The 25,009-nt window shown below is 58.9% G+C and carries 21 protein-coding genes; 12 read left to right on the top strand and 9 right to left on the bottom strand.

The features are described from left to right. Window positions 1–116: 116 nt before the first annotated feature. From HPT29_RS25410 to HPT29_RS25400, 3 genes are all read right to left on the bottom strand, one after another. Entirely contained in the window at window positions 117–2,141 is a 2,025-nt protein-coding gene (locus tag HPT29_RS25410) for a putative Ig domain-containing protein (RefSeq protein ID WP_173948930.1), read from the bottom strand. 216 nt (window positions 2,142–2,357) lie between these two features. Beyond that, on the bottom strand, window positions 2,358–2,675 hold the full coding sequence (locus HPT29_RS25405; RefSeq protein WP_173948931.1) for a hypothetical protein: 318 nt from the start codon (window positions 2,673–2,675) through the stop codon (window positions 2,358–2,360). Between the two features lie 54 nt (window positions 2,676–2,729). Then, entirely contained in the window at window positions 2,730–2,957 is a 228-nt protein-coding gene (locus tag HPT29_RS25400; RefSeq protein ID WP_173948932.1) for a hypothetical protein, read from the bottom strand. Between the two features lie 506 nt (window positions 2,958–3,463). Between HPT29_RS25400 and HPT29_RS25395 the strand changes: the two genes are divergently transcribed. The 8 genes from HPT29_RS25395 (at window position 3,464) to HPT29_RS25360 (ending at window position 10,143) form a co-directional block, all read left to right on the top strand. Next, window positions 3,464–3,676, top strand: a complete 213-nt coding sequence (locus HPT29_RS25395) for a hypothetical protein (RefSeq protein ID WP_245435671.1) — start codon at window positions 3,464–3,466, stop codon at window positions 3,674–3,676. 175 nt (window positions 3,677–3,851) lie between these two features. Beyond that, on the top strand, window positions 3,852–5,006 hold the full coding sequence (gene repC, locus HPT29_RS25390; protein ID WP_173948933.1) for a plasmid replication protein RepC: 1,155 nt from the start codon (window positions 3,852–3,854) through the stop codon (window positions 5,004–5,006). Between the two features lie 156 nt (window positions 5,007–5,162). Continuing rightward, complete coding sequence (locus HPT29_RS25385; protein WP_173948934.1) at window positions 5,163–5,414, top strand: WGR domain-containing protein; 252 nt, start codon at window positions 5,163–5,165, stop codon at window positions 5,412–5,414. Between the two features lie 172 nt (window positions 5,415–5,586). Further along, window positions 5,587–6,201 (top strand): antitoxin Xre/MbcA/ParS toxin-binding domain-containing protein, encoded by a 615-nt coding sequence (locus tag HPT29_RS25380; protein WP_173948935.1) that lies wholly within the window; start codon window positions 5,587–5,589, stop codon window positions 6,199–6,201. Window positions 6,202–7,138: 937 nt separating this feature from the next. Then, a complete protein-coding gene (locus tag HPT29_RS25375) occupies window positions 7,139–8,107 on the top strand; it encodes a P-loop NTPase family protein (protein WP_259060996.1) in 969 nt (322 codons plus the stop codon). Beyond that, the gene (locus HPT29_RS25370) at window positions 8,100–8,612 is read left to right on the top strand and encodes a hypothetical protein (RefSeq protein ID WP_173948937.1); all 513 of its coding nucleotides are present in this window, start codon (window positions 8,100–8,102) and stop codon (window positions 8,610–8,612) included. Before HPT29_RS25375 ends, HPT29_RS25370 begins: the two co-directional genes overlap by 8 nt. 39 nt (window positions 8,613–8,651) lie before the next feature. After that, the gene (locus tag HPT29_RS25365; RefSeq protein WP_173948938.1) at window positions 8,652–9,119 is read left to right on the top strand and encodes a hypothetical protein; all 468 of its coding nucleotides are present in this window, start codon (window positions 8,652–8,654) and stop codon (window positions 9,117–9,119) included. Between the two features lie 121 nt (window positions 9,120–9,240). Continuing rightward, window positions 9,241–10,143 carry a hypothetical protein gene (locus HPT29_RS25360; RefSeq protein WP_173948939.1) on the top strand — a complete coding sequence of 301 codons (903 nt, stop codon included), beginning with the start codon at window positions 9,241–9,243 and terminating at the stop codon, window positions 10,141–10,143. Between the two features lie 121 nt (window positions 10,144–10,264). On the opposite strand, the gene HPT29_RS25355 is transcribed toward HPT29_RS25360, so the two are convergent. Together HPT29_RS25355 and HPT29_RS25350 are read right to left on the bottom strand one after the other, a co-directional pair. After that, window positions 10,265–11,458 (bottom strand): hypothetical protein, encoded by a 1,194-nt coding sequence (locus tag HPT29_RS25355; protein ID WP_259060994.1) that lies wholly within the window; start codon window positions 11,456–11,458, stop codon window positions 10,265–10,267. A 2,453-nt stretch (window positions 11,459–13,911) separates the two neighbouring features. Further along, the gene (locus HPT29_RS25350) at window positions 13,912–15,267 is read right to left on the bottom strand and encodes a hypothetical protein (protein ID WP_173948941.1); all 1,356 of its coding nucleotides are present in this window, start codon (window positions 15,265–15,267) and stop codon (window positions 13,912–13,914) included. A gap of 118 nt (window positions 15,268–15,385) precedes the next feature. Here HPT29_RS25350 and HPT29_RS25345 point away from each other — a divergent pair, with 118 nt between their 5' ends. Next, window positions 15,386–15,751 carry a DUF3572 family protein gene (locus HPT29_RS25345; protein ID WP_173948942.1) on the top strand — a complete coding sequence of 122 codons (366 nt, stop codon included), beginning with the start codon at window positions 15,386–15,388 and terminating at the stop codon, window positions 15,749–15,751. A 255-nt stretch (window positions 15,752–16,006) separates the two neighbouring features. Here the strand turns inward: HPT29_RS25345 and HPT29_RS25340 are convergent, their stop codons facing one another. After that, window positions 16,007–16,621 carry a peptidoglycan-binding domain-containing protein gene (locus HPT29_RS25340; protein WP_173948943.1) on the bottom strand — a complete coding sequence of 205 codons (615 nt, stop codon included), beginning with the start codon at window positions 16,619–16,621 and terminating at the stop codon, window positions 16,007–16,009. Between the two features lie 410 nt (window positions 16,622–17,031). Between HPT29_RS25340 and HPT29_RS25335 the strand changes: the two genes are divergently transcribed. Continuing rightward, on the top strand, window positions 17,032–17,448 hold the full coding sequence (locus HPT29_RS25335) for a hypothetical protein (RefSeq protein ID WP_173948944.1): 417 nt from the start codon (window positions 17,032–17,034) through the stop codon (window positions 17,446–17,448). A 67-nt stretch (window positions 17,449–17,515) separates the two neighbouring features. Here the strand turns inward: HPT29_RS25335 and HPT29_RS25330 are convergent, their stop codons facing one another. The 3 genes from HPT29_RS25330 to HPT29_RS25320 form a co-directional block, all read right to left on the bottom strand. Then, window positions 17,516–17,749, bottom strand: coding sequence for a hypothetical protein (locus HPT29_RS25330; RefSeq protein WP_173948945.1), 234 nt, complete (start codon window positions 17,747–17,749; stop codon window positions 17,516–17,518). Between the two features lie 258 nt (window positions 17,750–18,007). Then, a complete protein-coding gene (locus HPT29_RS25325; protein ID WP_210272240.1) occupies window positions 18,008–18,562 on the bottom strand; it encodes an RES family NAD+ phosphorylase in 555 nt (184 codons plus the stop codon). A gap of 29 nt (window positions 18,563–18,591) precedes the next feature. Beyond that, the gene (locus HPT29_RS25320; RefSeq protein ID WP_259060992.1) at window positions 18,592–19,083 is read right to left on the bottom strand and encodes a hypothetical protein; all 492 of its coding nucleotides are present in this window, start codon (window positions 19,081–19,083) and stop codon (window positions 18,592–18,594) included. Window positions 19,084–20,651: 1,568 nt separating this feature from the next. Here HPT29_RS25320 and HPT29_RS25315 point away from each other — a divergent pair. Further along, window positions 20,652–22,937, top strand: a complete 2,286-nt coding sequence (locus tag HPT29_RS25315; RefSeq protein ID WP_173948947.1) for a 2OG-Fe(II) oxygenase — start codon at window positions 20,652–20,654, stop codon at window positions 22,935–22,937. A 327-nt stretch (window positions 22,938–23,264) separates the two neighbouring features. Further along, on the top strand, window positions 23,265–24,911 hold the full coding sequence (locus HPT29_RS25310) for an IS630 family transposase (protein WP_173948948.1): 1,647 nt from the start codon (window positions 23,265–23,267) through the stop codon (window positions 24,909–24,911). Window positions 24,912–25,009: the final 98 nt, after the last annotated feature.

The raw sequence follows: 25,009 nt of genomic DNA, 5'->3' as shown, positions 1-25,009 counted from the left end.
ATGGGTGCGACATGGCTCTCCGAGGAACTTTCCCTGGTTTGATACGCCGATCACCCAACCAATGAAAAGCCCTTCCCAACCTTCATTGGGAAGGGCTTAGCGATTAGAGATGAGCGTCAGATAACGAAGAAGTCAGCCGCGGTCATCTTGAGGTTCTTGGAGAGCGTGGCGATCTCAACCGCCTTGCCCTTACCAGAACCGTCCGCATCGTAGTACAGGACGCCTTTCTTGTTATCGTAGACGATATAGTCGTTCTTATCCTTGGCCTTCGAGCCGATGGTGAAAAAGTCCTGATTTAGCTTTGCCGGGCTCTTTTCCGATCCCTTTTTTCCAAGCTTCGTGAAGACCGCGTTATCGAGATAGATCGAGTCATCCTTGACGTTGAAGTCGGTGATCTTGTCGGCGTTGGCCTTGGATGCCTTCGTGTCGAAGATAAAGGCGTCCTTGCCTTTGCCACCCGTCAGCACGTCCTTGCCGAGGCCGCCGTAGAGCTTGTCACTGCCCGATCCGCCCTTGATGAGATCGTCACCCATGCCGCCGACGGCCGTTTCCTTGGCCACGTCCTGAACGGAGATGGTGAATTTCTGGGTCGTGGACGCACCGAACTGATCGGAAACCTTGACAATCACAGTATGGCTGCGGGCCTGCTCATAGTCGATCTTTGCAGGATCGGCGACGACGAGCTGCGAGCCATTGAGCTTGAAGCGGCCGCCGGCACTATCGATCAGCTCGTATGTGAGCACGGCGCCACTGTCGACGTCGGTTGCACTCAGCTGACCAACGAAGGCTTCGGCGGCCGGGTTCTCGATCACGGATCCGTTGCTCAGGGTCAGGTTCGTCGGAGCATCATTGACCGGTGTGAAGTCGATATTGAGATAGATCGTCTTCGGAGAGCTATTGACGATCGCCGTCAGCGAAAGGCCCAGAGCGCCATTATCGTCCTTAGGCGGCGTGCCTGAGAGCGTCCTAGTGGCCGGGTCATATGTGATCCAAGAGGGCAGGGGCTGGAAGCCGTCGGTCTTGAAACTGACGTTGACGGCCCCTGGACCGAATACGCTCTCAGGGATGGTATAGGACCAGAAGGTATCCTCCGGGATGAATATGTCCGTAGGAGGAGTCTCAATGGGGCTCCTGAAGTCGTCGACGGTATAGGTCCTCACGCCGTCGAAAATGGTCTCGATACCGGTGACTGTGAACTTTGCCCCGGAAATTTTGTGAGTGAAAACGAGGTTGTTGTCACCGTTGAACGTGTAGTCGAAGTCAGAAAGGGATCCGAGCAGGTTCGCGGTATCGTGTCCCTCGCCGCCGATCAGAAGCTTGTTACCGGTCAGGTAGGTGTTCATCTCCATCTCGCCGATGAAGAACATGTCATCTCCGGCGCCACCGTCGAGCGTGTCATTGCCACGGCCGCCATAGAGGATATCATTGCCGCCGCCGGCAGAGATGGAGTCATCTCCATCATTTCCAAAAAGGAAGTTGTCGAAGTCGTTCGCTGTGATGGTGTCATCGCCGAGGCTGCCAACGACATCCTCAATGCCCGAGATCAGGAGAGGCTTACCGTCCGTGTTTGTCCCGGTTCCAGCAACGAGATTGAGGTTAAGCCCCGCCGTGTAGGTCGGGTAACCTGCGAAATCCTCCGCGAAATTCAGTGTATCCCGGCCTTCGCCGCCGTCGATGGTGGCAGCGCCAGGTCCTGCATAGATGAAATCGGTCCCATCCCCTGCGCTCACTGTGTCATTGCCGGTACCGACATAAATGACGTCGTAGCCGTCACTCCCCTGGACACTGTCATCGCCAGAGAAAATGTAGCGCATGATGTTAATTGGAAACTCGAAGTCTGACGGATCAGCCGTAAGCACCGCTCCCAGGCCATTCGCTCCGATGTTCAAATCCGTGATCGAGGCGACCTCGATATGGACGGCATTGAAAATCCGGATCGTCGTGACCGTCCCCGATACCAGCGGATTGTACTGAGGCTCATCCACAACCAGGCCGACGCCCTCGATCATAGCTGATCCGCCATTGGCGAATTGAACCGTCAATGACGTAAAATTGAAGGCGGTGATATTCGCGGTGCCGAACTCCCTAAAAAGGTTGTGAAGGCCCATATCGTCGATAGTCGGCACAGAGTAGTTTGCCATTTTGGTCTCGTTTTTTGATTATTGGTACATCCAGACCCGCTCAGTTGAGCTTCTATCAGGATGGTCTTGGTTTCGGCAGGAAGCCGCGGGTGAACCTAACATGCTCAGGCAACGGGAGTTAAGACAAAAAGCCTTTCGCTTTTCCGAAGTTGATTGAGCAGACTCGTAGCCTCCGGCCGGAATTCTCCCGCCGAATATGACTCTCGGACGCCAGGATTATTCAGCGGCGATCGCTGAGAAATGTTCTGGTCCTGAAGGGTGCGACATGGCTCTGCGTGCGAGGACTTCGGCTTGGGCGAATAGCGTCATCTCGATTTCATCGAGCGGTTCAAGCTCAACCCGGCGAGCAACCTCTCTCAGGACCTGCAAATAGATAGAGTAGACGCGCGACGGGTAAGCCCGGTGCGCATCGCCATTGTCGCGAACCTTCATGAAATCATGGAAGGCTTTAGCGGTCGTATTTTTGCTGGTCAGGTTGGGAAAGAAAATCGGCCGTTCGTGGTCCTGGGCAATCTGGAGGGCGTTGAGGGCCATAGCGACCCGAGCATCGAAAATGGCGTACCGATCCGGGTTCCTGAGGACGAGGATTTACGACCAAGTGGCTACGCCGCCGGCGCCACGTCCTGCCAGTTCGTCTTCGGACTGCCCGATGTAGGTCCGGATTGTTTCTTCCTTATTGCTCGGCACACCGCTCCACTTGGCCACGTACCAATTAGGAAGGTCAAAATGGCGTTCGGGCTGCGCATGCCACACCGCGGAGAGTGACCGCTTCAGGCGGAAATTCGCCTTGGCCAGGCTGTCATAAGCAGCTCCCAAGTTGACATGTCACTCCTCGCGTGAAGTCGATCTCACCCGACTGGGTCGCTTCAGGTGGAGTTCCTCTCCACTCTATTGGGAGGATGACCCTTCAGTCCCCGTCGAAGTCCAATAAGGTTCCTGTGGCCATAGGTCTGACGAGCACCGCTCGATCACTCCGCCAAAAGTCGGCTCTCTTGAGTCTAGCGCAAATAGTGATTGTTGGATTTCTACTGGCACTCAGTCTTCAAGACACAAGATCGAGTCTTGGAGCGAGGAAAGTCGAGATGTGCCTCGAGGGAAGGACCCCATAACTCAGGAGGTAGAATCAAGTGCGTAAAGCCAGATCGCATGGAACCAGCGTTTTACTTGCGAATTGATTCGGCTTTTTGCGCTAATTGATTCTGCCTGAAGGAGTTTTCCAACGAAGAATCCAATTATTGTGAATGGATTCTTGCGCTCCGACTCCACAGCCGCCCCAGAATCGGGCAATCCTCGTATCGCTACGAGTATCATGGATGTACGCAATGGCTGATGCAGCGAGTCGCAAGCGAGCTCAACGTCTCCGTCAGACACGGCGGGAGAGGGGAGACCGGGAAACCAATGTTTGGCTTCCTCGGGAAATCGGTACTGCCATCGACGAGGCCGTCGAGAGCGGCCTCTTCCCCTCGCGCCAAGTCGCTATCACCCATGCGCTCGAAGCAGCCTTCGTTCGTAAGGAGCTGAAGACCGTGACGTAAACTAGGCAAAGCAAAAGGCCCACGAAGCTGGAAACTTCGAGGGCCTTTGGAGACCACCGCGAGGGTGGGCATAAGTAAAGATGTGACAATCTCCTTATGCCACCCCAACAAACTGACTGTCAAGAGCATCGGTTTCGGTGAACGCTTCCGCTTTGCCCTCACCATGGAGGGTACGATGCAGCTTGCATCGTCAGGAGGCCGGCGGCTGAGACATGCCGCTCTGGCCGCAAGGAAGCTTGCGCTCGAAGCCGAGCGCACGGTAACGCGAAAAGAACTCTCAGCCGCCGCCCGGGATGCGGGCAAGGCGCTCGACCTCAGGCCAGCCCAGCGGGCGGTCCTGTCCGAGCTCGTCGCCTGCTGGGGCGAACAGGAATGGGACCGGCTGCTGGTCTGGCCATCGAATGACTATCTCATGAGCCGCACCGGCCTGACCGAGCGGGCGATCCGGCGCATCCTGCGCCAGCTGATCGACCTGCAGCTGCTGACCCCCAAGGACTCGCCCAACGGCAAGCGCTATGCCGTCAAGGACCTGGCCGGGCAGGTGGTCGATGCCTTTGGGTTCGATCTCACCCCGGTCTACGCCAGAAGAGGCGACTGGGCGGCGATGCTCATCGAGCAGAAGCAGCTCAGAGTGGTGCAGAAGCGGGCGTTCGATGAGGTCACGATCTGCCGGCGGGCAGCGGAAGAAGCCTTGGCGGCCTTGGCCGAGCACTTCCCCGAGCTCGACCGCAGCGCGTTCGAAGGGGAGCTGAAGGCCCTGCAGGCCCGCACGCCAGCCCGATCGAAGGTGACGTTGCCGGCCGATCTAATGGAGGCCTGGCAGCTGTTGAGAACCCAGGTTGAGGATGCCTTCTATGAAGCGGGCAATGCCGGACTCGGAGTCCGTCACTCTAATAACAACAACGGATCTCCTAGCAAAGCTTGTAACAAAGGCTTTCCGAAGAAAGCTGAAGCGGTTCGTTCAACCGAACAACCGTCAGAGCACCTATCACCGGAATTGATCCTTGAGGCCTGCCCGACCTTAAGCGACTACGGCCAGCCGGTGCGGGATCTGGCCGACATCGTCTCGGCTGGCCGCTACCTGCGGGCTTCCCTCGGGGCACATGAGAGCGCCTGGGCCGAGGCCGTGGAGGAGATCGGCACCGTCAGGTCGGCGATCTCCGTGATCTACACCCTGCAGCTCTACGAGGACGATGTGGCCAAAAACGGCGGCGAGAGCCGGATCAAGAACCCGGGCGGCTACTTCCGCGCGCTCGCCCGCATGGTGAAAACCGGCAAGATCGACCTCGCCGTCGAGATCCTCGCCATGAGGAGGCGACGAATGGCATAGGAAGAGAGTTCGTGCGCGTCGAGATGAAGGATTGGCCAGCGTGCGTAGACTTAGAGAGCAGCGGCGGTAGGGTGCATCACGGATGTGAATCGTTGGTGCGCAAAGGATTCAGGACTTTGATTGGACCGCGTCCAGGGGCCCGCGCGACAGTGGCGAATGGCTCACGATACGATCCACTGCCTGGTCCTGCACCGGTGCGACCCAAGCTGCAACATGGCTCGCTACTATGTCCTGTCGATCGAGACCAGCCTGTTCGGTGATGCCTCGTTGATCCGGGAATGGGGCCGTATCGGTCGGCCTGGTCAGACGCGGATTGAGCTTTACGAAACCCAATCGATGGCCGTGGAAGCTCTTGAGACTTGGCTCCAGCGGAAGCGCCGACGTGGCTACGCGCTCAGGGACGGGTAGGAGGGTTGCCGTGACAGATGAGAGAGCGGGCGCGATCTCATACGCTGAAGTCAACGGTGTCAGTCGGTAGGGAGAGCCGTCCTCACCGGAATTATCTTTCACGTGAGCGCGATTGCAACCATGACCTCCCCGAGAACTGGCGTTTATCCCTCCTGATGTTAGAGTCTCAGGCATGACCCAGATCGTCGACGAGATCCGCACACTCATTGAGGCCCTCTACGATGACCCTGAGGACTTTCTACGGGGACCTCACGGCATATTCGGCAGCCGCCCTCCGGGTGAGCTCATGGCAACCGAGGAAGGGCAGCTCGAACTCCTGAGATTCCTCCGCGCTGCAGCGCAGGGCGTCTATATGCCGCCCAACGAAATTGATCGGGATTTCAAGCCTTATACAGACGCCGACATTCGGTTTATTGATGAACACGATGGGCGTGTCGAGGACCTTCCCTTCGAAGAGGGTCTGCTTGCGCAGAGGCAAGGCAAGGGACCAAACGACAATGAGCCTATCGACAAGGATTACACCACGATGAACGTTGACCCCTTGCTGGATCAAGCGATCACTCATCTTGAAGGACAGATTGCGCAACTCAGGTCTCTCAAGGGCTCTGGGCCAGAGATCGCTACAGTCGTTGCGAGGACACACGAGGTCTTTGGCGATCAGGGCGTGTTATGGTTAGTCGAGCATAATCAAGCGCTGCAGGCCACTCCTCTAGACCTGGTGTCTCAAGGTAGGTCGGACCAAGTCCTGACGCTCCTCGACCAGATCAAGTATGGAGTATGCGTGTGACCGCACGGGAGGATTCGACTGAGGCCGTGTTGGTAGCCCTGAGGGCCCTGCGGCGTTCATAGATCCGTCAAACGGGCCGGATCAGAATCTGTCGAGGAGCACCTCAGGGCAGCGAGCCTCGCCGATCTCACGGATGATGAAGGGACATCGGTGAACTGTTCCCGGAGCAGCGGACTTCTTGTCAAAAGGGGCGTTATCAGATTCCCTGTTTTTAGCAGGGCGATGTAGGCGGTCATCAGGACCTGCAGATCATTGAAATCCAACTCTTAGCGGGCAAGGCAATCGAGGCCCTGGCAAGCTTACTTCACCACCAATAGTGTCGTGGTTCCTAAGAGCGGAACACATCAAACGTGAGCCATTCGCTAGCTTATGTTCTGTGATCGGCGAGGCGAGGGCGATCATCTTATCATCGATGGACTGGCATGCCCCGACCAAGAGACGTCTCAGACGGGGAGCCTCAGATGCCGGTTGCAACATTACATTCACAACATGGGCTGATACGCCACTCGCCCGATAGTAGGATGACGAGCGGGCAAGGTCAGCAATCAGGAACCGTCCGAACTGTTCCAGCCAAACGGAGCATCAACACTGGCGCGGATGGTTCCTATGGGAGGAGGGGAGCGGCGACCCAGGAGGCCCTAGTTCCAAGAGCTGACGAACGGGACGATGTCCGGATGGGTGAGGGCCAAGGCTCAAAATTCCCGAAAGTGGACAGTGTGCGCTTTGCTGAACCCTTCCTTGCCGTTCCCAGCAAGAGACATTTGAGACGTCAGATGGGTGAGGGTGGGACCAAGAAAATCCCAAGGAGGACATTCCAGGCTGCTGTGCCGTGAACCGGCGCAGCACGCGACCGTCCGACCTCATTGCATGAGCCCGGGTGTTCGCAGCTGAAAGAGCACGGGCTCATCTCCATCAACCCATCTACGAAATGAGACCTATGACGACCGATGTGAATACCACCCAAGCGATCCTCGAGAAGTTCAGGACCGCGGCGAAAGACGACATCTTCGGGCAGGATGCTGCCATCGATGCCCTCGCAGCCGAACTCGCCCACCGCTTTGAAACCCACTCCGACGATCGTCCTCTGGGCGTCTTCGTGCTGGCTGGCCCTGATGCCAATGACACCAAAGCCGGCATCTTCCATCCCTTTACAGCGGCCTTGGGGGCTGCAGGACACTTCTACGATTTGTCTCCGCCGTGGGGCGGCGAGGACGCCATAATCCTCGGGCTGAATCGGGGCTTTCCTCAGAGTATGTCATTGCCGCAGTTCCTGCGGGGCAACCCGAAATCGGTGATCGTTCTCAATGCCATTGAACGGGCGCATCCGACCATCGTCAGTCGCCTCATGTCAGCCTGGACCAACAATGTCCTGCAGGACCCCTCAGGGAGGGAGGTCTCGACGCGCGAGGCTGTCTTCATCCTCAAGACCGAGCTGGCACAGGGCGAGATTGGTGAACTTGCCCGCCAGGAGAGCGATCCCGACCGACTCCATGTGTCAGCCGTCAAGCTGCTGGCCGATGCCGGGTTTCCGATCCCTGTACTCAGAAGCGTCGACGCCGTGATCTGCCTGAAGAGGCTGACGACGGGCGAGCTGACGCGGCGTCACTGCCAGGGACTTGAGGACCAAGTCCACGCGCATGGTCTGGTGCTCGAGGAGGGCGGCCTGGATGCACGCCTTGTGACCTACGGCCTGCATCCCGTGCTCGGTGCCTATGCAAACGGCGTTCAGGCCTTGCTCGATCGCCTCGACGTGGACCTTGCCCTTGCGAAGGCAAAGGGCGCTGGGAAGGTTCGGCTTGTTCTTGGAGAGGAGAGTATTCTGGTTCTCCCAGTCGATCGTGCGCTTGAGGAGGACGCAGCCCCGCCGTCGGGTACCGACGATCAGGAGGTCCGGGGCAATGAGTAGCCAGGATCTCGAGACCTCAGCGCGGCTCGAGGCCCATGCGCTGCTCGACCGTCTGACGATAGATGGAGCGACTTTTTCCCGTGAGGATGCAAGGCGGCTGATCGCCCTGATCCCGGTCACGCCCCGGCGGCGGTTCTCCTTCACCGGTCTGTTCCAGGGTCGCGGGCCTGGCTTTCGCGGGCGGGCTGCCGGGGTCGGCGATGTCGAACTCGATGGAGAAAGCAAGGAAAGGCGGGTATCCTGGAACACCCCGATGTCTTACAGGATCGGGGGGTACGTGGTTACGCATACGCCTGGGCAGATCCTCATCGATTTGATGTGGATTGCGACGCGGGAAGACTTATCCGGGCAGAGCTGTCAGCTCGTCTACGATACTGAGACCGGCGAGCCACGAGCCATGGAGATCTCGGTTCAGCGCACGCTGACCTTGTTGGTCATCCGCCTGGCATACATTTCCTACGTGCCCTGGAAGACGCCGGAGGTCGGACGCACAAGGGACGGCTGATCTATAATCGGTTGCAGACTTGCGGATGGTTCCAGTGGGGTGGGATCTGGCCTTCAGCATAACGACGGCTGGTACTCTCCGAATCCAGAGCGTGACGCTGCCTATACCGGCCTCGTCTTCGCCTCTCCCTATAAGGGCGAGTCCCTGACCCGTTACTCCTGGGTACTGCCCATGTCCGGCCCAGCCCTGCAGCACCCGGCGTTCAAGCGCCTGGCGCACCTTGCCGACGTGATCCGCAACGGCGGCATCAAGGAGGCCGTGGCCCAGTATCAGCCCCGTGAGTGGGACGCCGATCTGGTCCGCCTTATGGAGACGATGGATTGGACCTTCGACGAAGCCGATCGGCCGAAGAGCGAGTCCTACGACCAGCGCCGGGAAATCACCCGTCGCCTCCATGCCCTGCCGCTGGAAGTCGCGATCGCCTTCCTCCATGTGGCCGGCCGCAGCTGGAGCTACGCCTATCACCTGCTCCGGAACCATCCGGATTCGGTGAAGGCCGCGGCCTAAAACTCAAACCCGCCCTCCGGCGGGTTTTTTCATGCTCACTCGCCTAAACCCGAAAAGAGATCTCCTCAAAAATTAGGATTGACCCCTGGCGGGTTCAAAATCCCAATAAGGAGACGACAACATGATCGACGCTCGCATCGACACCGCTATCGCGATCCTCCGCTCTCTCGAGTCCCGCCAGGATACGATCGGCCGGGCCCGCTGGCAGGCCGTCCGCGATGCCAATGAAGTGCTAGCGGCCCAATACAAGAACACCCCCTGGGGCGTCATGGGCCTGACCACGAAATTCCTGGTCCATCCCGAGGCAACCTACCTCGTGATCAACCTCTGCTCGGGCCGTGATGGCTCTTCCCAGCGTGGCCGGGTTTCCCTGACCCGTGTCGGCTTCACCTCTATCGACGATGAGCCTTATGCCATCGACCTCGATACGGCCGAAGTCCTGGGCGAGATGAACGAGATCGCCACCACCGCCTATGACCGCTGGAAGCCGGAGTACTCGTATACCTCGCCCCTGAAGGACGCGGCCTACCACGGCTTCGTGTTCGGCTCGCCGACCCCGCGCAGCAGCCGAACCTTCGACAAGTGGGTTCTCCCGCTGACCGGCCCGGCCCTGCAGCACGCCGCCTTCCGGCGTCAGGCCGAATTCGCCACCGACATCCTGCTCGGCAAGGTGCCGGCCATCGAGACGCTCCTCGCACTGGATACCGTCAATGCCGAGATCGACCAGGAGGACGATCGCCAGCAGGCCATCGTCCGCGCCGTCATCGATGAGGCAGTCGCTCAGTACGTCCCGGCCGAATGGGACGCCGAGCTCGTCCATCTCATGGAGACCATGGATTGGACGTTTGCCTACGCCGAGCGGCGGAACCGCGCCTACTACGATCAGAGCAGGCAGATCGAGCGCCGCCTCCATGCCCTGCCGCTTGAGGTCGCCATCGCGTTCCTACATGTGCCGGCTCACATGTGGCAGTACGCCTACCGCCTCCTCCATAGCCACCCGGAGGCGCTGAAGGCCGCCGCGTAAACAGCCGCCCCTTCCATTCCCGGAAGGTCGCAGAATAGGCGAGGCACTCATTCGAGCAGAAACACCGAAAGGCGGCACGTCTTGCGACGGCCGCCTTTCTTTATGAGCATCCCCTCAAATCCTATGGAGGGAACGGAACATCCCTCAGATGCTCAGGGAAGTGTTTCGGCTGACCGGCCCAAGACCGGACATTAGGAACCACGTCGGGATCTTGACCAGCCCACCGGGCCAGATCAATCCGCGAGAAGCCCTCAGGCCATTCCATCGCATCGACGATCTGACGCCAAACGAGATGCTCGCTGTCTTCGAGGTTACCCAAGGCAAGATAGTCGAGATGAGCCACCCACATCCGAGCCAAGTCGTCGCTGATCTCACCCTTGGCCGCACGTTCGCTGTATTGCTCCGCATTGGCGACCCGGGTATCGATCACGTGCCAGATCGCGATCCGATCGCGCTCGCGCTGGATATCGCCTTCGATGATGACCTCAACCGCGTTGTAGAAACCTTCCAAGCCTCTGTAGATCCGGAGATCATCCTGAAAGCGATCTTCCCTGATCGCATCATTTCGCTTCTCCTTATACAGGGTAGCGAAAAGCCAGCGCTTCAAGTCGTCCTCCGACATCGGACCACCCCGATGAATGGTGGGAAAACCAAAATGCGGGAAAAGCGTAAGGACGGCAGGATCAACCTTCGATGCGTCCTGGGCATCTGAAAAGTCATAGCGACGGGTGAACTTCGTCCGGCGGACGCTCGGATGCGGAACTTCCTCGCCCGGCTCGTTCTCGGCGTCTAAACGTGCCTTCACGAGCGCAGCCTGCTCGGCCAACTCCGCCTCATACTCAGGATCGTTCTCGACCACGGTGATTTCCACCGTCCGGGTCTCGATCGGCTTGATTTCGAACGCCGTCTCCTGCGCCTCAATCTGAATGGTGTCCTGGCCAAGGCCACCGGCCAGGGTCGACTCCAGCAAAGCGGCCGCAACCTTCGGCGCAGCCTTAGGAGCCGGAGTTGGCACACGCGCCGGCGCGGCCGTCACGGGAGAAACCGTGCCGGACGTCTTGCGCGAAGAGGCGCGGCTTGCCTTGCGCCCACCAGAAGCGCGCGCGGGTGGCTGCCCCTGTGCTGCCAGCCTCACCTTCGCCCGAGACCGACGGGGGGCGCGCTGGCCTGGGGGGTGTTTGCGCGGCCGGCCCCGACCACGTTTGACGGGAGCTTCCTCGAATGTGTTGGCAAGGCCCATGGCAGCCAGATCCGCCTCACGGCTGCGGATGTAGCGGCCGTGAGGGGTCAGGTAGTCGATCCTCTTGATCTCCAACTCGGCCCGCCGCAGTTCTTCCTTCGCTTTGTCGATTGCCGCCTGATAGCTGCGCTCGATCTCCTCGATGGCGGCCTTGCAGTTCTTGATAACCGTCGTCTCAAAACGATGCCGTCGGTCCGTGGGACGCTCCTTACCCCATATATACTTTACCATCAGCCCCCACCCGATTTATGCTCCTGCGGAGCAAAGGTGCCCTGTGGGCACGTGACATTTTAGTCCCTCATATTATACCGTACCGGCAAATTCCGCGTCAATTTTTGCATGTGGATTGTGCAGACCGCGAGCGGCCGAGATCAGGGGTGAGAATAAACGCCAGAGTTTATTCGCGCCCGATTTCCGACGCCTCCCGCGCCTCAGAATGTGGGAACACAGTGCAACCAAAATTCGCACAAGGTCGATGGGGCCCAAGTCCTATGAATGTAGATTATGCTAAAAATGGTGCCGCTGTGTTCTCATTCGCTCCGTGGTCATTGATCCGATTGCTTTGCCGCTTTCGCCAGTTCCCCAATCCCAGTCCCAGGGCTTGGTGAGAAAAGGCACTCCCGGAAATTCGCACATGGTTGAGGACGCTCCCTGCCGCAACCGACGGCCCCGCTGAACTGCGGATTTTTCGGCCCTATGGATTCACATTTATGGGCCCGAAATCCGAGGCCCCAATGAGACTGGCTGAGCTGCGCTTGCCGGTCTTGATCTGATCCTGCGGGGAACTGCTGTCACTCGCGGGCTCAGGTATGTTCGCACTTGATCCGCGGGTTGCGTCTCAGTGGGTGGCCTAGGTTAGACTTTACAGGAGCGTCGAGGGGACTGGAAACGATAGGTAACCAGATATTCTCACATCGCGATAACGTCAGTGGCTGACCAATGAGAAAGCAGCGGTGCACGTATTTGCGATCTAGCTCGGAAAGCTATGGAAAAGAACGACAATGAAGAGGAGCCTGGTGCATGATGGTCTGCATCGCTGGGGTGTCCGGGCGACAAGCGCCGGGCTCGCGCAGACCGGTTAATAATCGTGACGCGGGTGGGGCCACCGGAGCTGTACTGCGCAGCGTAGCGCCTGAGGGGCCGAGATGCTGCAGAAAATTGGCGTACAATTTTCTCACTCGGAAACTGTGGATTCGCTCGCTGAGCCACAGAAAAAATGGTGCGCTGGATATTCGCATTTCAGGTTCTGGCGATTGCTGTTGCGGCGCCAGTAACCTCGGCCAGAGGGCGTTCCCTGAGAGACTTCTCTCGCCCGAACTCGCGATAGACTTCATCAGTGGAGACCATCCGGGCGACACTTGGATGCTTCCAACCAGCGAGGCTCAATACCGCAAACCCTCCGCAGAACGGCTCGGCAAGGCCCATGCGGAGGCCAAGGAGCGGCTTTGGACCCATCTGGGGCGGCGGTCGGGAGCCGGAAGCCGTACGGGCCGCAGGAGGCTCAATACCTCAAAGTTTGTGCAGTGGGGTTAAGGGCTCAATACTGTAGATGTGACGCAGCAACGTAATCTCCTTTCAGTTATAGCTCAATACCGTAGTTTTTGTGCACCGTGTTCGGGCTCAATGCCGTAGCCTTGACGCAGCAACGTTATGTCAGGGCAATCAGGGCTCAATACCACAGTTTTTGTGCACGGATAGCCCAGGCTCAATACTGTAAACTTTATGCAGGAATTTTATCCTCTCACCTATAGGTCCATCCCGGGGCTCAATACCTCCGTTTTTGTGCAGCAGCGATCAGAGCGCTGGATGCACTCCGAATTTGACGCACTTTGGGACTTTGCCCATCACGGCGAGAGCTTGTCTTACCGGAGCGATTAAAGGCTCCCCACCGATCGCCTGATCGGATCCAATCCGTAGCGACGGACGGACAATGAGGCGCAAAAAATCGGCGCAACGCAGCTCCCTGCGTTCGCTGCCTGCCAGATAGTAACAAGCAAATCTCGACCTCTTCTGTGACCCTCTCGTCCCGTATTTTTCGGGCCTCACCTACGGGGTTGGACGCTCCCGCTCGAGGCCGGGTTGATCCTGTTGCAACGTGGTCGTTGACTGGCCTCACAGAGGTGAACAGGAGTGGTGATCCGGATCAATATTTGCACTAGAATTTTCACTGCCATTGCCATGGCTCCTCAAGCCCACCTTGGGTCGGAGCCAACGTGAAGCTGGCGCTTGGCGCTTGGCTGGCTGGTGATCAACGACTGTTCCTCAAGCAGCCACCGCCCTTGGACGAGAACGTGACGAACCTCGAATGTCGATGCTACAAACAGGCAAACACCGGCCTGCGAGATGCGTCTGGCAGGCGCTCTGGTTGTGTCAGTTCACGTGAGGCAGAGCAGGTGAGGGAGATCTCGGATGGCTTCATCCAAACTCGTCATGCAATGCCGTGCAGCGGACCGGCCGTCGCACGTTACCCATGATCTGTTGCGCAGCGATATAACTTTGCACGGCGCTCGCCACGCTGTGACGCAGCCTTAGGCTGGCTGACGTCTTCCTGTCAGGCGTAGGCCCCCGTCAGTTTCTGTCGCTTTCGTCTGATCAAAGTTCAGGTTGCCCAGCTTCCACGACTGCAGCACCACCGAGGTCTCCCCGATTGCTTTTGGCTTTACCCCGCCTTCGGTCGCACGTTCGATCGTCAGAGCCCTCCCGCTCCAGTCGAGCAGGAGACGATCTTCCGGACCGAAGCCAGCTTGGTTCCACAAGTCTCGTGGCAGTCGGATGCTCGTGTAGAACCGATCCGAGCGCTTGGCATCGGGGATCGACTTGACCACGACAGGCCCAGAGCCCGCCTGAGGCGCTGGTGCCGCGGTCGTCTTGGGGCGTCGGCTCTGATTGGATGGCTTCTTTGTCTCTGCAGCGATTAGTGCAGGCTCTGCTTCCGGATCAACCGCCTGGTCCACATCTTGCAGAAGATTGAGCTGTAGGGCCGGCGGTTCCTCAACCCCCGCCGTTACGGTGGATGGCTTCGTGGCCTCCCCGGCAGGGGTAGAAACGGTCGGGATCAGTTGCACCGCGTTAGCAACCGCCCGCAGGCTTCCGGAGATCCCCTCGGCCGACTGCACCACCAGAGGCGTCAGGCGCGCCATGGCCTCGATCTGCTGAGTGCCCAGAGAAACCAGCTGGCCCACCTGCTCCGCCATGAGGTCCATCGTAGCGCGAAGGCCTTTCAGCTCCTCGGCCATTGCCACGAGGGCTTGTTGCACCTCGGGTGGCGGGGCAGGGACTGGTGCGGTCAGCTGAGGTGCGTCCGCAGCCGACGGGCGGGGGGCCAGCACCGGCTTGGGGCGAAAGACCTCCTGGGCAAGCGCGTCAGGCTTGCCCAGGTGGCGCGCCAGGATATCGGCGGTGTCCCGGGACCGCTTGTCCGCAGCCGGAGTCAGGCGATCGGGATGGTTCGTGCCCTCTGGCGACTGGTGGTGCCGACCGTCGGTGCGCTGGCGCGGCGGCTGAGCCCCGTGGGGTTTAGCCAGACAAGCCGAACACAGATCATGGGCGCGATCGCGGGCGAGAAGCCAGCCGCGGTCCTTGAAGTAGCCCTTGACGACATCGTCACCGACAGACGTGCTCGACTCGTAGGTGTCCGTCTTGTGGCATCCCGAACAGCGGGCGGTGAAGCGGTACCTGGAGGGAGCGCCACCGGTCCGGGTGATCTGCGGCTCGAACTGACGTGCGATGCCGGGCATCTGGCTAATCCTGATCGCTGAAAAGGTTTTCAGGCTAAGGACGATGCAGTGTCCTGATCGCTCGGCCCGGAAAAGAGGTGTAGGGATGGGCAGGGGATTAACACCGGTCTCGCCAAATTCCAACCCGTCGGTGCGGGTCTGTTTCATCCTTCGGGAAGGGAAACAGAACAGGCACGCTTTCAAGCATACCTGAAGCCGCTATCATCACGGGATGGGCTCTCCTATATCCAGGTGTCAGCAGATACGGGAAGCGGCGGAGGCTGAGATGACCGAGATATTCGAAAGGCGAGCCATCGCCGGCCGGGGCGACGCCGAGAGTGTCGCCATTCAAGTCCTGAACTTCATTGTCTCAGATGTTGATCGGATCATTCAGTTTCTGAACGTCACCGGCCTCCAGCCCGAGACGATCCGCGCGTCAGCAACATCATCGCATTTCCTGCTGGGCGTGCTCGAGTATGTGGCGAAGGACGATGAACTTCTGAAGGCAGTCGATGAGGAGCTGAAAATCCGGCCAGCCGCCGTCCTGGCAGCCATCGTGCATCTGTCGCCGGAACCCGAGATGAAGCCGCTCGATAATGATGAGTCGGTCGACGCGGCCCCTCAACTGCCGAGGCGTAACCTGTTCCACTGAAAGGAGAGGCCTCCTCACTCGCCGTTGCCAGATTGGTGAGGAGGCCTCCCGTTCCGGAAAGCCAGGATTGGCGTGCCAGCTTCCGCTCGAGTAATGCTCAGACGCGATGACAGTTTCGGTGCAACGCAAGAAAAAGGCCCAGCTCGTGGCCTAGGCTCTCCGTCGTAGAAACGCTCGAAGTTCAGAATACCGGCGGAGAGGGTTCCTGGAACGGTCCGCGTGGCGCCACGGGCTTCGACCCTGATCCTGCGAAGGCTATTGCGTCACTGAGGCTGTGTGAGTTCTCAACGCCTGAAGGGTCGCATTTCCAAGTTTGCCCGTAACGGGAAGACCTTTGGATCGTTCAAAGGCTTCAACGGCCTTGCGGGTAGAGGGGCCTAATGCCCCATCAGCTTTGAGCTTTCCATATCCGAAGTCGACAAGCGCTTCCTGCGCCGTACGGATCTCCTGCTTGGAAAGGCGCACCGCTGACGTCGTGCTGACTGTAGGACTTTCCGTCATAGCTGCAGGCTGATCTGACGGTCCGGTGAGCTGAAGGCGGGTTTGCTCAATCGCCTGACTAACGTTCGCCCGCAGAGAATCCAGCTGCTGGAGCTCTTCGGTTGCTGCTTCGATCCGCGCCAGCATCGTGTTCAGATCTTGGCCTGCCAGAATTCTTCGTTCATTGGCTTTCGCCAACTGGTCGCGCTCTGCGGTGACCGTCTCAATCTGCTGCCGAAGCTGCCGACTCTCACTCTGGAGCGTGTGCTCCTCAAATCCTGTAGACAGGACGGAGTATACGAACAGGCCCCAGCCGATCGCCGTCGCCGCCAGGAGGCCTTTGTTTGTTGCACCGAGCTGCAGCCTTACTTGGGGTTTCACATAGCTCATGAGCTTACTCGCGGATCGTTAGCTGAATGTCTGAGAGCGTTGCGTGCTCACATCAGCTCCGCATTGGGTCGAGCTTGTGACGCAATTAGGACTGTGGGAAGCGTTTGGCGACACATGGTTAACCAAATGTGTTCTTCCGCAGCTGAGGGGCGACCCAAACGGCTGACCTCAGCACATGTGGAGACGCCTGTGTGGCAGTCAGACGCGCCCTCAAGTTGACTGCGCCCGATCAGGCAACTCAGCTGCACCTGTCAGCAGCGATGTTTGGGAGGTTGAACCCTGTCACCTGACCTGCTGTTGACCAGCAGGCTACCCTCCGACTTAAGGTCGATCGTTCGGCTACGTCCGATCATAGAAGTTTCTGGGCACTATGCTCTGGGCGGGTAACAGCTCGTTAACCATACTCACACATGCTTCCATCGTACCCCAAGGAAGATGCAGAGCTTTTCTCACAAGGCAAACAGATGATGTTCAGGATCCTCACGGATGCAGTCGATGAGAAGCTCGCGTTAATTGCACCTGTCGTAAGGCAAATAGAGCAGGGTGGTCAGAATGCTGACCTGCGCGATCTCGCCTCACACCTCGTCCGTGCTCTACGCCTGTTCGAGCGCAATCCCGGCATCGAGGCTGCGGCCGACGACCTGTATACGGCCGCGGCGGCGCTGGTAGGGGAGAACAAGAAGCCTTCGTCTCCTGCGGCAAGAGGGCGGCGCCTCCTCAAGGAGGCCCATGTGCGCTTTTGCAGCCGGCTCGAAGCGGCTGCCGATCGCATCGGACCGTACGAGTACCTGGTGGTCCCGGACTACTCCGTCCGCCAAGCGGCATAATGAGACAGACTCTGCCACTCGAAATTGCCTTCTCCAGGCGCATCCACTGCGCAGAGGGTTGCGAAGATCAGACCAGGGAATCGGCCGCTTTTTCAAGCAGAGCCTGAAACGAAGGCTGGTTCTTCTGCCCAATCACAGCAGCGTATAGTCGGAGGCTGGCGGCTGTTGCTTCATCCTGCTCGCCTCGGGCGAGCTTGGCCGCCGCTTGATCGAGCAGCTCAGCCGAACCCTTCTCGCCCTGGCCCAGCAACACCGCAGACCACAGGCTCAGTTCGCCGGAGAGCATCTTGGGATCAGGCATCAGTGTCCCCCTTTCGTGCACAGCCCGTCACTGGCACGCCGGTTCGGTTCCCAGGGCTCCAGTCGTCATGAAGAGCCGGCATTGGGAGGCCCGGAAACGCCTCGGCTGAAGGAACCGGGCGGGGTTTTCAGCGAAGGCGTGCGCAGTGCCGGTTGCAACACCGCTGGGCTATCCTGGCCGTGTTGGGTAAAGATCTCGTTTCTGTCACCGCCACCTTGTTATGGCGGCTTCTTGCCTGAAGCGGGTGGCAGTTAATCCCTAAGGAGACAGACCGACTCCGTAGGGCTCAGCAAGGTCCCAGAACCAGTTCTCATCCAAACTGGTATCTCGACGCTCTTCTTCTATAGCCAACGGTTCATGATCATAGATTGCATAGCAAAGGGCCTCGTCGTCATGACGGGCGTAGTAGGCGACTCCGCTCGCTCGGATGGGATGATTGCGAAGAGCCGCTGACCAGGCTTGCGGAACGTCATACGGAAGACCACCATGCACAATCTCCGCTGTCGCTCCCAATCGGGCCAGACCAGGTCCCCCGAGCTTGATCAGCACGAGTGGACGAGTCACGCGCAGTCGCACATAAGCCTTCCTTGCAAGCAGATCGGACGGAACGAGAGTGCGCCCTGGTTCTCGGAGAAAGGTCTCAGCAAAAGCGCCACGCGCGTCCTTGGCCGTGTAGAGGACGCCGTACGACGCATCAGGCGCATTGAGGCGGCCATCGCGGCTGCGATCGAAATGGATTGGATCGTATGCTGCCGTGAAGAACCGGTGGAGGATCTCGCCAGCCTCAAGGGTGATGAGGACCGGATCCCGCATAGCAAGATCCGATGGCGGCAATGGTGCCGTCACGATCCTTGCTGACCCATGCGCTGGGCAGCCTCGACAACCAACTCGATCTCGCCAGCTTTGAGGAGATCAATCGGCTTGCGTCCGTTCAGGCGCGGATCGGGACGAACAAGAAAGTTCAGCACAGCCCAGGGGTTCTCTGTTGGGAGAGCCTCCTGCACAGCCTTCAGACCAGGGACGACTGTGCCATCGCGGGTGAATTGTATGGTAGGGTAGGCTCGCCGGTTGCTCGGACCCGGAACAGCCAGCAGGCTGCCTTCTCGGACTTTTCGATCCACCATCTGCCGTGAGATGCCGTTCATCAGGACACGAACTTGATCCAAGTCGTAGGTTCCACCCGATTCCTTCAGATCGTTCTGGGCGATCTGAATACCTTTGAGGAGTGCCTTGGCCCGCGAGTTGGGCTCAAATGCAGAAGCATCAAGAACGGGTCTCTTCTTGGTTGCGCCTGACCCGACCCTGGTAAAGAGACGGCCCTGCGACACTGCCAAGAGCCCTCGAAGCCGTTGGATCCGCCCAGACCCTACACGCAACAGCTTCTTCTCTGTCGTTGCGTCAGGAGGAACTAATGCGACCAGCACTCCGTCGGGTATCTCCCGAAGCACCTGTGCGGGATCTCCGACCACTTTGTATGAGTGAACAGACGGGGGCACGGATGACTTCGCCCTGGAGTACCGCCGAGCAGGCGACCGCTTTTTCGCTTGAGGGTCTTTGATGCGAGCCATCTGCTACTCCTTGGAGCTAAGATAAGCCTTGTACTGTAGATTGCCAACTTGGACAACTAAGGCAATTTGGGAAACAACCTGCCTCCAGCAGAGAGTTCCCCTGGTGGCATCGATATAGCAGAGACCGAGGGCGCTTCGTTACTGGAGCAGGGGTAAGTTCGAGCGTACCCATCAACGAGATAACATTTCGCATAATAATGCTTTTGACAAGAAGTCTTCGGTAGCGGCGGCCAAGCGGATGTTGAGCTTGACGATCAGCCAACCTCTCGTTCCATCGTTCCTTAACGGTTCAGCTACCCTGATCGATCTATCCTGAGGCACACGGGCTCTCGTCCCGCGAGCGCCGCCAGCCGGCTGTTCCGATCCAGACGGTTGTCATCCCGCTAGGTCTTCCTGCTCCAGGAGCTTCGATGTTTCAGGCCTTTACGCGCATTCTCCCGCGCCGCTACCAAGCCGCTGCTGTCGTCCTGGGGCTAAGCGCCGTCGCGGGATGGAGCCTGCTTTCTGGATCGCGTGGGTTGACCGCAGAACCTGAGCGGCAGGTCTCGGCGCCAGCTGCCGAATTGCAAGCAGGTCAGAGCCCGACGTTGCCCGGACGGACCCAAGCCCAGAGCCCAGCACCTGAGGTCCTAGAGCCCAGCATGTCGAAAGGTTTCGCTCAGAACGAGATCGCTCGCCTGTCCCAAGAGAAGGTCCCGGTTCAGCCAAAGCCAGCCATGGCTCGCCCTCCGCTTCAAGCCGTCTCATCGACAGGTCGTCAGCCGCAGGCGGGTGTTCCCCAGGCTGGGTTGACTGTGCGTAAAGCGCCAACTCCCCCACAGCCACCAGCCCGCGGCGTCCGCACGGCACAGGCGGAGGTTGCACCCCTTGAGCGCAAGCGCTGAACCTGGAAAAACGAGATAACCGCTTCCGATCCTTCCGCGGCTACTGATGAACTGGGTGAGGCGAAGGACGCCAGTGCATCCGTGCGCGTCCTTGTCTCTCGGGCCAAGCGGCCACGGGTCTGACCTAAAGCACCTTGGTGGCGGCCTCATGACGCTGACGGGCGGGGCTTCGGCTGCTACTGTTCGTTTACATTCCGCCTTAGCCTGCCTCTCTCAATCGATGCAGCCTTCAGCAGTTCGGACCATGTAAATTACTCCAGCGTCACATCCGTCACATCAGAGGCCGCCCTCCCGATAATTGATCGTCGTTTGAGGGCCAAGAACGCAGTACAAGGCAGAGCGGCTGATGCAAACATTTTGATGAGGCTTCCGCAGTCGTAGCCGTGGCGGCGGAGCGTGTCATATTGTATGCTCCACTTCATTGCGCTTCCCGCGAAGTGAGCCGCCTCAATGTCCTCCCTCACGAGCGAACTGGCTGCAGTCCTGACCACAGTGCGTCGCCCAGGCGACTTCTTCGCCTCCGGCACGATCGAATTCCTTGCGCCACAGCTGGAGGTGGACGGCGTCGGTCCAATCGCGCTGCCGCTTCTTCAGCTTCAAGCCAAGCAGCTCATTGCAGCGGCCGAGCGGGCTCCCTATGGGCGAGGAGAGCAGACCCTGGTCGACACGGCGGTTCGTCGGACGTGGCAGATCGGCCCGGACCAGGTTCGGATCCAGGGCCGGGGTTGGGTACGGACGCTGAATACCATCCTGACTCGCGCCTGTGACGGCCTTGGAGTCACTGAGCCCGTGCAAGCCGAGTTCTACAAGCTGCTGCTCTATGATGAAGGCAGCTTCTTTGCGAGCCATCGCGACACCGAGAAAGCGCCCGGGATGTTCGCCACGCTGGTGGTGGTGCTGCCCTCGACATCGACCGGGGGTGAGCTTCTGGTCCGTCATAGGGACCGCGAGGTTCGGCTTGACCTTCACTCCTCTGACCCCTCGGAGGTGGCGTTTGCAGCCTTCTATGCCGATTGCGTTCACGAAGTCCTGCCTGTCACGTCGGGCATTCGGCTGGCCTTGATCTACAACCTGATGCGTCTTGGGCCCGGGCGGCTGCCCGAGCCACCCAGCTATTCCAATCAAAAAACCAGGATCGCGGCCCTCCTGCAGGCCTGGGGCGCTGATCTGAGCCGTGCGACCTCGGACGCACCAGAAAAGCTCATCGTTCCTCTTGAGCATGCCTATACTCCAGCTGAACTCGGGTTTGGAGCATTGAAAGGCGCCGATGCAGCCGCGGCGGCGGTTCTCAGGGCCGCCGCCCAGGTGGCCGACTGCGATCTCCACCTGGCCCTGATCGTGGTCGAAGAGAGCGGCAGTGCAGACTACACGGGTTACAGTTCCTCGTACCGCCGGTGGTCGGAACCTGACGAGGACGAATTTGAGGAGGTTGAGGTCCTCGACCGCTCGATTGCCCTATCGACATGGCGGCGGCCCGATGATCAGCCCTCGGTGCTGGGTGAGATTCCGGTCGGAGACGATGAACTCTGCCCGCCTGATGCTCTCGACGACTTGGAGCCTGACGAGGAGCACTTTCATGAGGCGACCGGCAACGAGGGCGCCTCGTTTGAGCGAACCTACCGTCGGGCGGCTCTCGTGCTCTGGCCGCGCGAGCGCTTTCTCGCCGTTCTGTGTCAGGCCGGCGTGGCTGTCACCCTCCCCTATCTGGCCGACCTGACCGAGCGTTGGCTGAGCAGCGGCGAGGATCACACGTCATCCCTGTGGCGTGAGGCGCATGAACTCTCCGGCCACATGATCTCCTCCTGGCACGGCCAGGAGAGATACCCTTCGCGGGAGAAGGCTCCAACCCACGCCACCCAGATGCTCCTCCTCCTGATCCAGCTCAGGGACAGGACCCGCCTTGAGGCATTTCTGGCGACCATTGCGGCGGGCAGTGGCGTCTACACCGAGGGCGACAATGAGGCTATCGTTCAGGCGCTCGGTGTCTTGTCGCCTCAGCGAGCCGCAGCCTTGACCCGGCAAATCATCGCCGGGAATGCGTCGACCTCGTTGACCGCCTGCGGGAATCTGCTCGCCCGGCTGGCGGCTGCAGGGGGGAACGGCCGGCAAGCCGACCTCAGCGGGGCCGCGACGGCCTTGGTCGACGCCTTGCCAAGCGATCCGCAGCACGCACCGAGTGCATGGTTTTGGTGGCAGGATCGGAGCGTGAAACCTCATCTCGTCATTGATCTCCTCGAGGCTCTGTGTCGGATTGACAGGCGACTGGCTGAGGAAGCGGCAGGTCACATGCTGACGTGGCCCCAGACTTATGACCTGGACACCGTTCTGATCCCGGCGATGCGGGACCTGGTTCGATCCAAGATTGCGCAAGAGCCCGCGGTCCAGCGGCTGCGGGACGCCTGTCTTGAGCACCTGCGCGCCCGGATTACCGAGCCGCTCGCGCCACCTCATAACTGGAGCCGAGCAAGCGTGCTCTCCTGTCAATGCCAGCATTGCGCCGAATTGAGCCGCTTCTTGGCGGATCCTGAGCGCAAGACATGGGCCTTCAAAGCCGTCGAAGCAGACCGTTCCCACGTTGAGCAGACGATCCAACGGGCTCACTGCGATGTGGACGTTACCACCGATCGTCGCGGCCGACCCTACACGCTGGTGTGCACCAAAAACCAGGCGAGCTATGACCGTCGGGCGAAGCAGCGCAGGAAAGATATCGAGGACGCAACTCACCTGGGTGGCTGAGGTTTCTCATGAAACTAGTCACGGAGTATTCGTCTAAGAAGGTTGCTGGGTACGTTCAATCATTGAAGTCATCGATGTGCAGAAAATAGAGGCACCCATGAGCTGCTCACATTGATGTCAAGCCAGGCATAAGGTTAGACATTTATCTTCCTGAGCTCATCTGCAGTGACAGGGCGTTAGCTGCTCTTACGGGAGCACAAGCTTCTGAGCCGCTCTTCCAGGAAGTAAATGCTGTCTCCTGTGATCGTTACTCGCTCTCGTACCTCGGGAGCACGCTGCGCCATTTAGTGCATTGAAACTTGATCATCCGACGATGAGGTAAGCTCGATGTACCGCGACAATGATCAATGGCTGAAGATCCGACACCAGGTCTTGGTAGAGGGCATTCCGCGAAAGCAGGTGGCTCGTGAAGCCGGGATAGACGTCAAAACTGTGCGAAAGATGCTCGCCCATCCACGACCGCTGCCGTATGGTCCAAGATGTGTTAGGCATCCGAAGCTTGGCCCTTATATCAGTGCAATCCACAAGATGCTTCAGGAAAGAGAGGCCTCAACTGGACCACAGCATCTTACTGCGTCCGCAATATTCGAAAGCATTCGCAAACTGGGCTTCAACGGCAATTGCAGAACGGTTCAGCGCTACCTGAACAGGATGAGGCACAGCAATACCCGCGTTTGGGAGGCTGCCTATGACCGTATCCTTTCACTGGATCGACAGGCCGCTATCAAATTCTTGAGGCAGTTATCTGGTGCAGCCCCGGCTTTGACCACCAAGGAGCGTACCGACAGAGAAGCTTTCGAGTGGATGCGTCGGGTTCTCCAGAAGGAAGTCAGCAGCGCGTCATTGTGGCTGGAGCTTGGTAAAGTTCCTGATTTCGGCTCATTGTTAAAGAGATTGTATGAAGGCTCCCTGTCCGATCGAAACCGATCGTTATCGGTCCTCGCGAGCATCCGTGGCTGGCGCACCAGCGCGATCTGCGCTTTCCTGGGTATCGATAAGAAGACTCTCCGCAAGTATGTGCGGAACTTCGAGCAAGGTGGGGCCGCAGCGTTATTCGCACGTCAAGTCAGAGCAGTCCGTAAACAGGATGATGAGGCTTTGAAGACGCTGATCTTCGGTGTCCTTCATGAGCCTCCACCGAACTATGGAATCAACCGAACAACCTGGACGATGATGACCCTGCGCCGTGTGCTGACCGAGAAGGGGCAATCCGTCTGTCCTGATGTGATCCGCAAGATCACCCGAGCGGCAGGCTGGCGGTGGCGCAAAGCTCGTGTGGTGCTGACATCTTCCGATCCAGCGTATTCCGAAAAACTTAGGCGCGTGCGCTCCATCCTTTCGGGTCTTCAGCCTGATGAGGCGTTCTTCTCAATCGACGAGTTTGGTCCGTTCGCTGTTAAAATGCAGGGCGGTCGCGCGCTTACACCTCCGGGCGAGCTTCGCACCCTGCCGCAATGGCAAAACTCGCGCGGTACTTTGATCATCACTGCAGCTCTGGAACTCTCTCGGAACCAGGTCACCCACTTTTACAGCGAGAAAAAGAATACAGCCGAGATGATCCGCATGATGGAATGCCTGATTGAAAGATACCCGAACCATCAAAGGCTTTATCTCTCATGGGATGCTGCGTCGTGGCACATCTCCAGGCAACTCTATGACCGGATTGAGAAGTATAATGCCACCGCCCAACGCGTAGGAGGTCCACTTGTCAATACCGCTCCCCTCCCATCCGGCGCCCAATTTCTAAACGTGATTGAGTCTGTGTTTAGCGGCATGGCTCGCGCTATTATACACAACAGCAACTATGCGAGCTTGGACGAGGCGAAGGCCGCAATCGACCGCTATTTCGTGGAGCGGAACACTCAATTTCGGAGGTATCCCAAGCGAGCAGGACATAAAATTTGGGGGCGCGAGCGGGAGCACGCTGTATTCTCGGAGGCTAACAATTGCAAAGATCCGTATTATTACAGATAAAATACATATAAGCTCAATGGGGTGCTGTCGTATATCTTAGCGGGTGCTCACCCTCAGGTCGATAATTTCGTTGAAGCGCTATTTTGACAAGAAGTCGG

The organism is Microvirga terrae, assembly GCF_013307435.2.
Lineage (GTDB): Bacteria > Pseudomonadota > Alphaproteobacteria > Rhizobiales > Beijerinckiaceae > Microvirga > Microvirga terrae.
This window is presented reverse-complemented; position numbering and strand designations above follow the sequence as displayed.

Coding starts and splice junctions, on each gene's coding strand:
- HPT29_RS25410 (WP_173948930.1), bottom strand. CDS start 2,141: ATGGCAAACTACTCTGTGCCGACTATCGACGATATGGGCCTTCACAAC.
- HPT29_RS25405 (WP_173948931.1), bottom strand. CDS start 2,675: ATGGCCCTCAACGCCCTCCAGATTGCCCAGGACCACGAACGGCCGATT.
- HPT29_RS25395 (WP_245435671.1), top strand. CDS start 3,464: ATGGCTGATGCAGCGAGTCGCAAGCGAGCTCAACGTCTCCGTCAGACA.
- repC (WP_173948933.1), top strand. CDS start 3,852: ATGCAGCTTGCATCGTCAGGAGGCCGGCGGCTGAGACATGCCGCTCTG.
- HPT29_RS25385 (WP_173948934.1), top strand. CDS start 5,163: ATGGCTCACGATACGATCCACTGCCTGGTCCTGCACCGGTGCGACCCA.
- HPT29_RS25380 (WP_173948935.1), top strand. CDS start 5,587: ATGACCCAGATCGTCGACGAGATCCGCACACTCATTGAGGCCCTCTAC.
- HPT29_RS25375 (WP_259060996.1), top strand. CDS start 7,139: ATGACGACCGATGTGAATACCACCCAAGCGATCCTCGAGAAGTTCAGG.
- HPT29_RS25370 (WP_173948937.1), top strand. CDS start 8,100: ATGAGTAGCCAGGATCTCGAGACCTCAGCGCGGCTCGAGGCCCATGCG.
- HPT29_RS25360 (WP_173948939.1), top strand. CDS start 9,241: ATGATCGACGCTCGCATCGACACCGCTATCGCGATCCTCCGCTCTCTC.
- HPT29_RS25350 (WP_173948941.1), bottom strand. CDS start 15,267: ATGAAACAGACCCGCACCGACGGGTTGGAATTTGGCGAGACCGGTGTT.
- HPT29_RS25345 (WP_173948942.1), top strand. CDS start 15,386: ATGACCGAGATATTCGAAAGGCGAGCCATCGCCGGCCGGGGCGACGCC.
- HPT29_RS25340 (WP_173948943.1), bottom strand. CDS start 16,621: ATGAGCTATGTGAAACCCCAAGTAAGGCTGCAGCTCGGTGCAACAAAC.
- HPT29_RS25335 (WP_173948944.1), top strand. CDS start 17,032: ATGCTTCCATCGTACCCCAAGGAAGATGCAGAGCTTTTCTCACAAGGC.
- HPT29_RS25330 (WP_173948945.1), bottom strand. CDS start 17,749: ATGCCTGATCCCAAGATGCTCTCCGGCGAACTGAGCCTGTGGTCTGCG.
- HPT29_RS25325 (WP_210272240.1), bottom strand. CDS start 18,562: ATGCGGGATCCGGTCCTCATCACCCTTGAGGCTGGCGAGATCCTCCAC.
- HPT29_RS25315 (WP_173948947.1), top strand. CDS start 20,652: ATGTCCTCCCTCACGAGCGAACTGGCTGCAGTCCTGACCACAGTGCGT.
- HPT29_RS25310 (WP_173948948.1), top strand. CDS start 23,265: ATGTACCGCGACAATGATCAATGGCTGAAGATCCGACACCAGGTCTTG.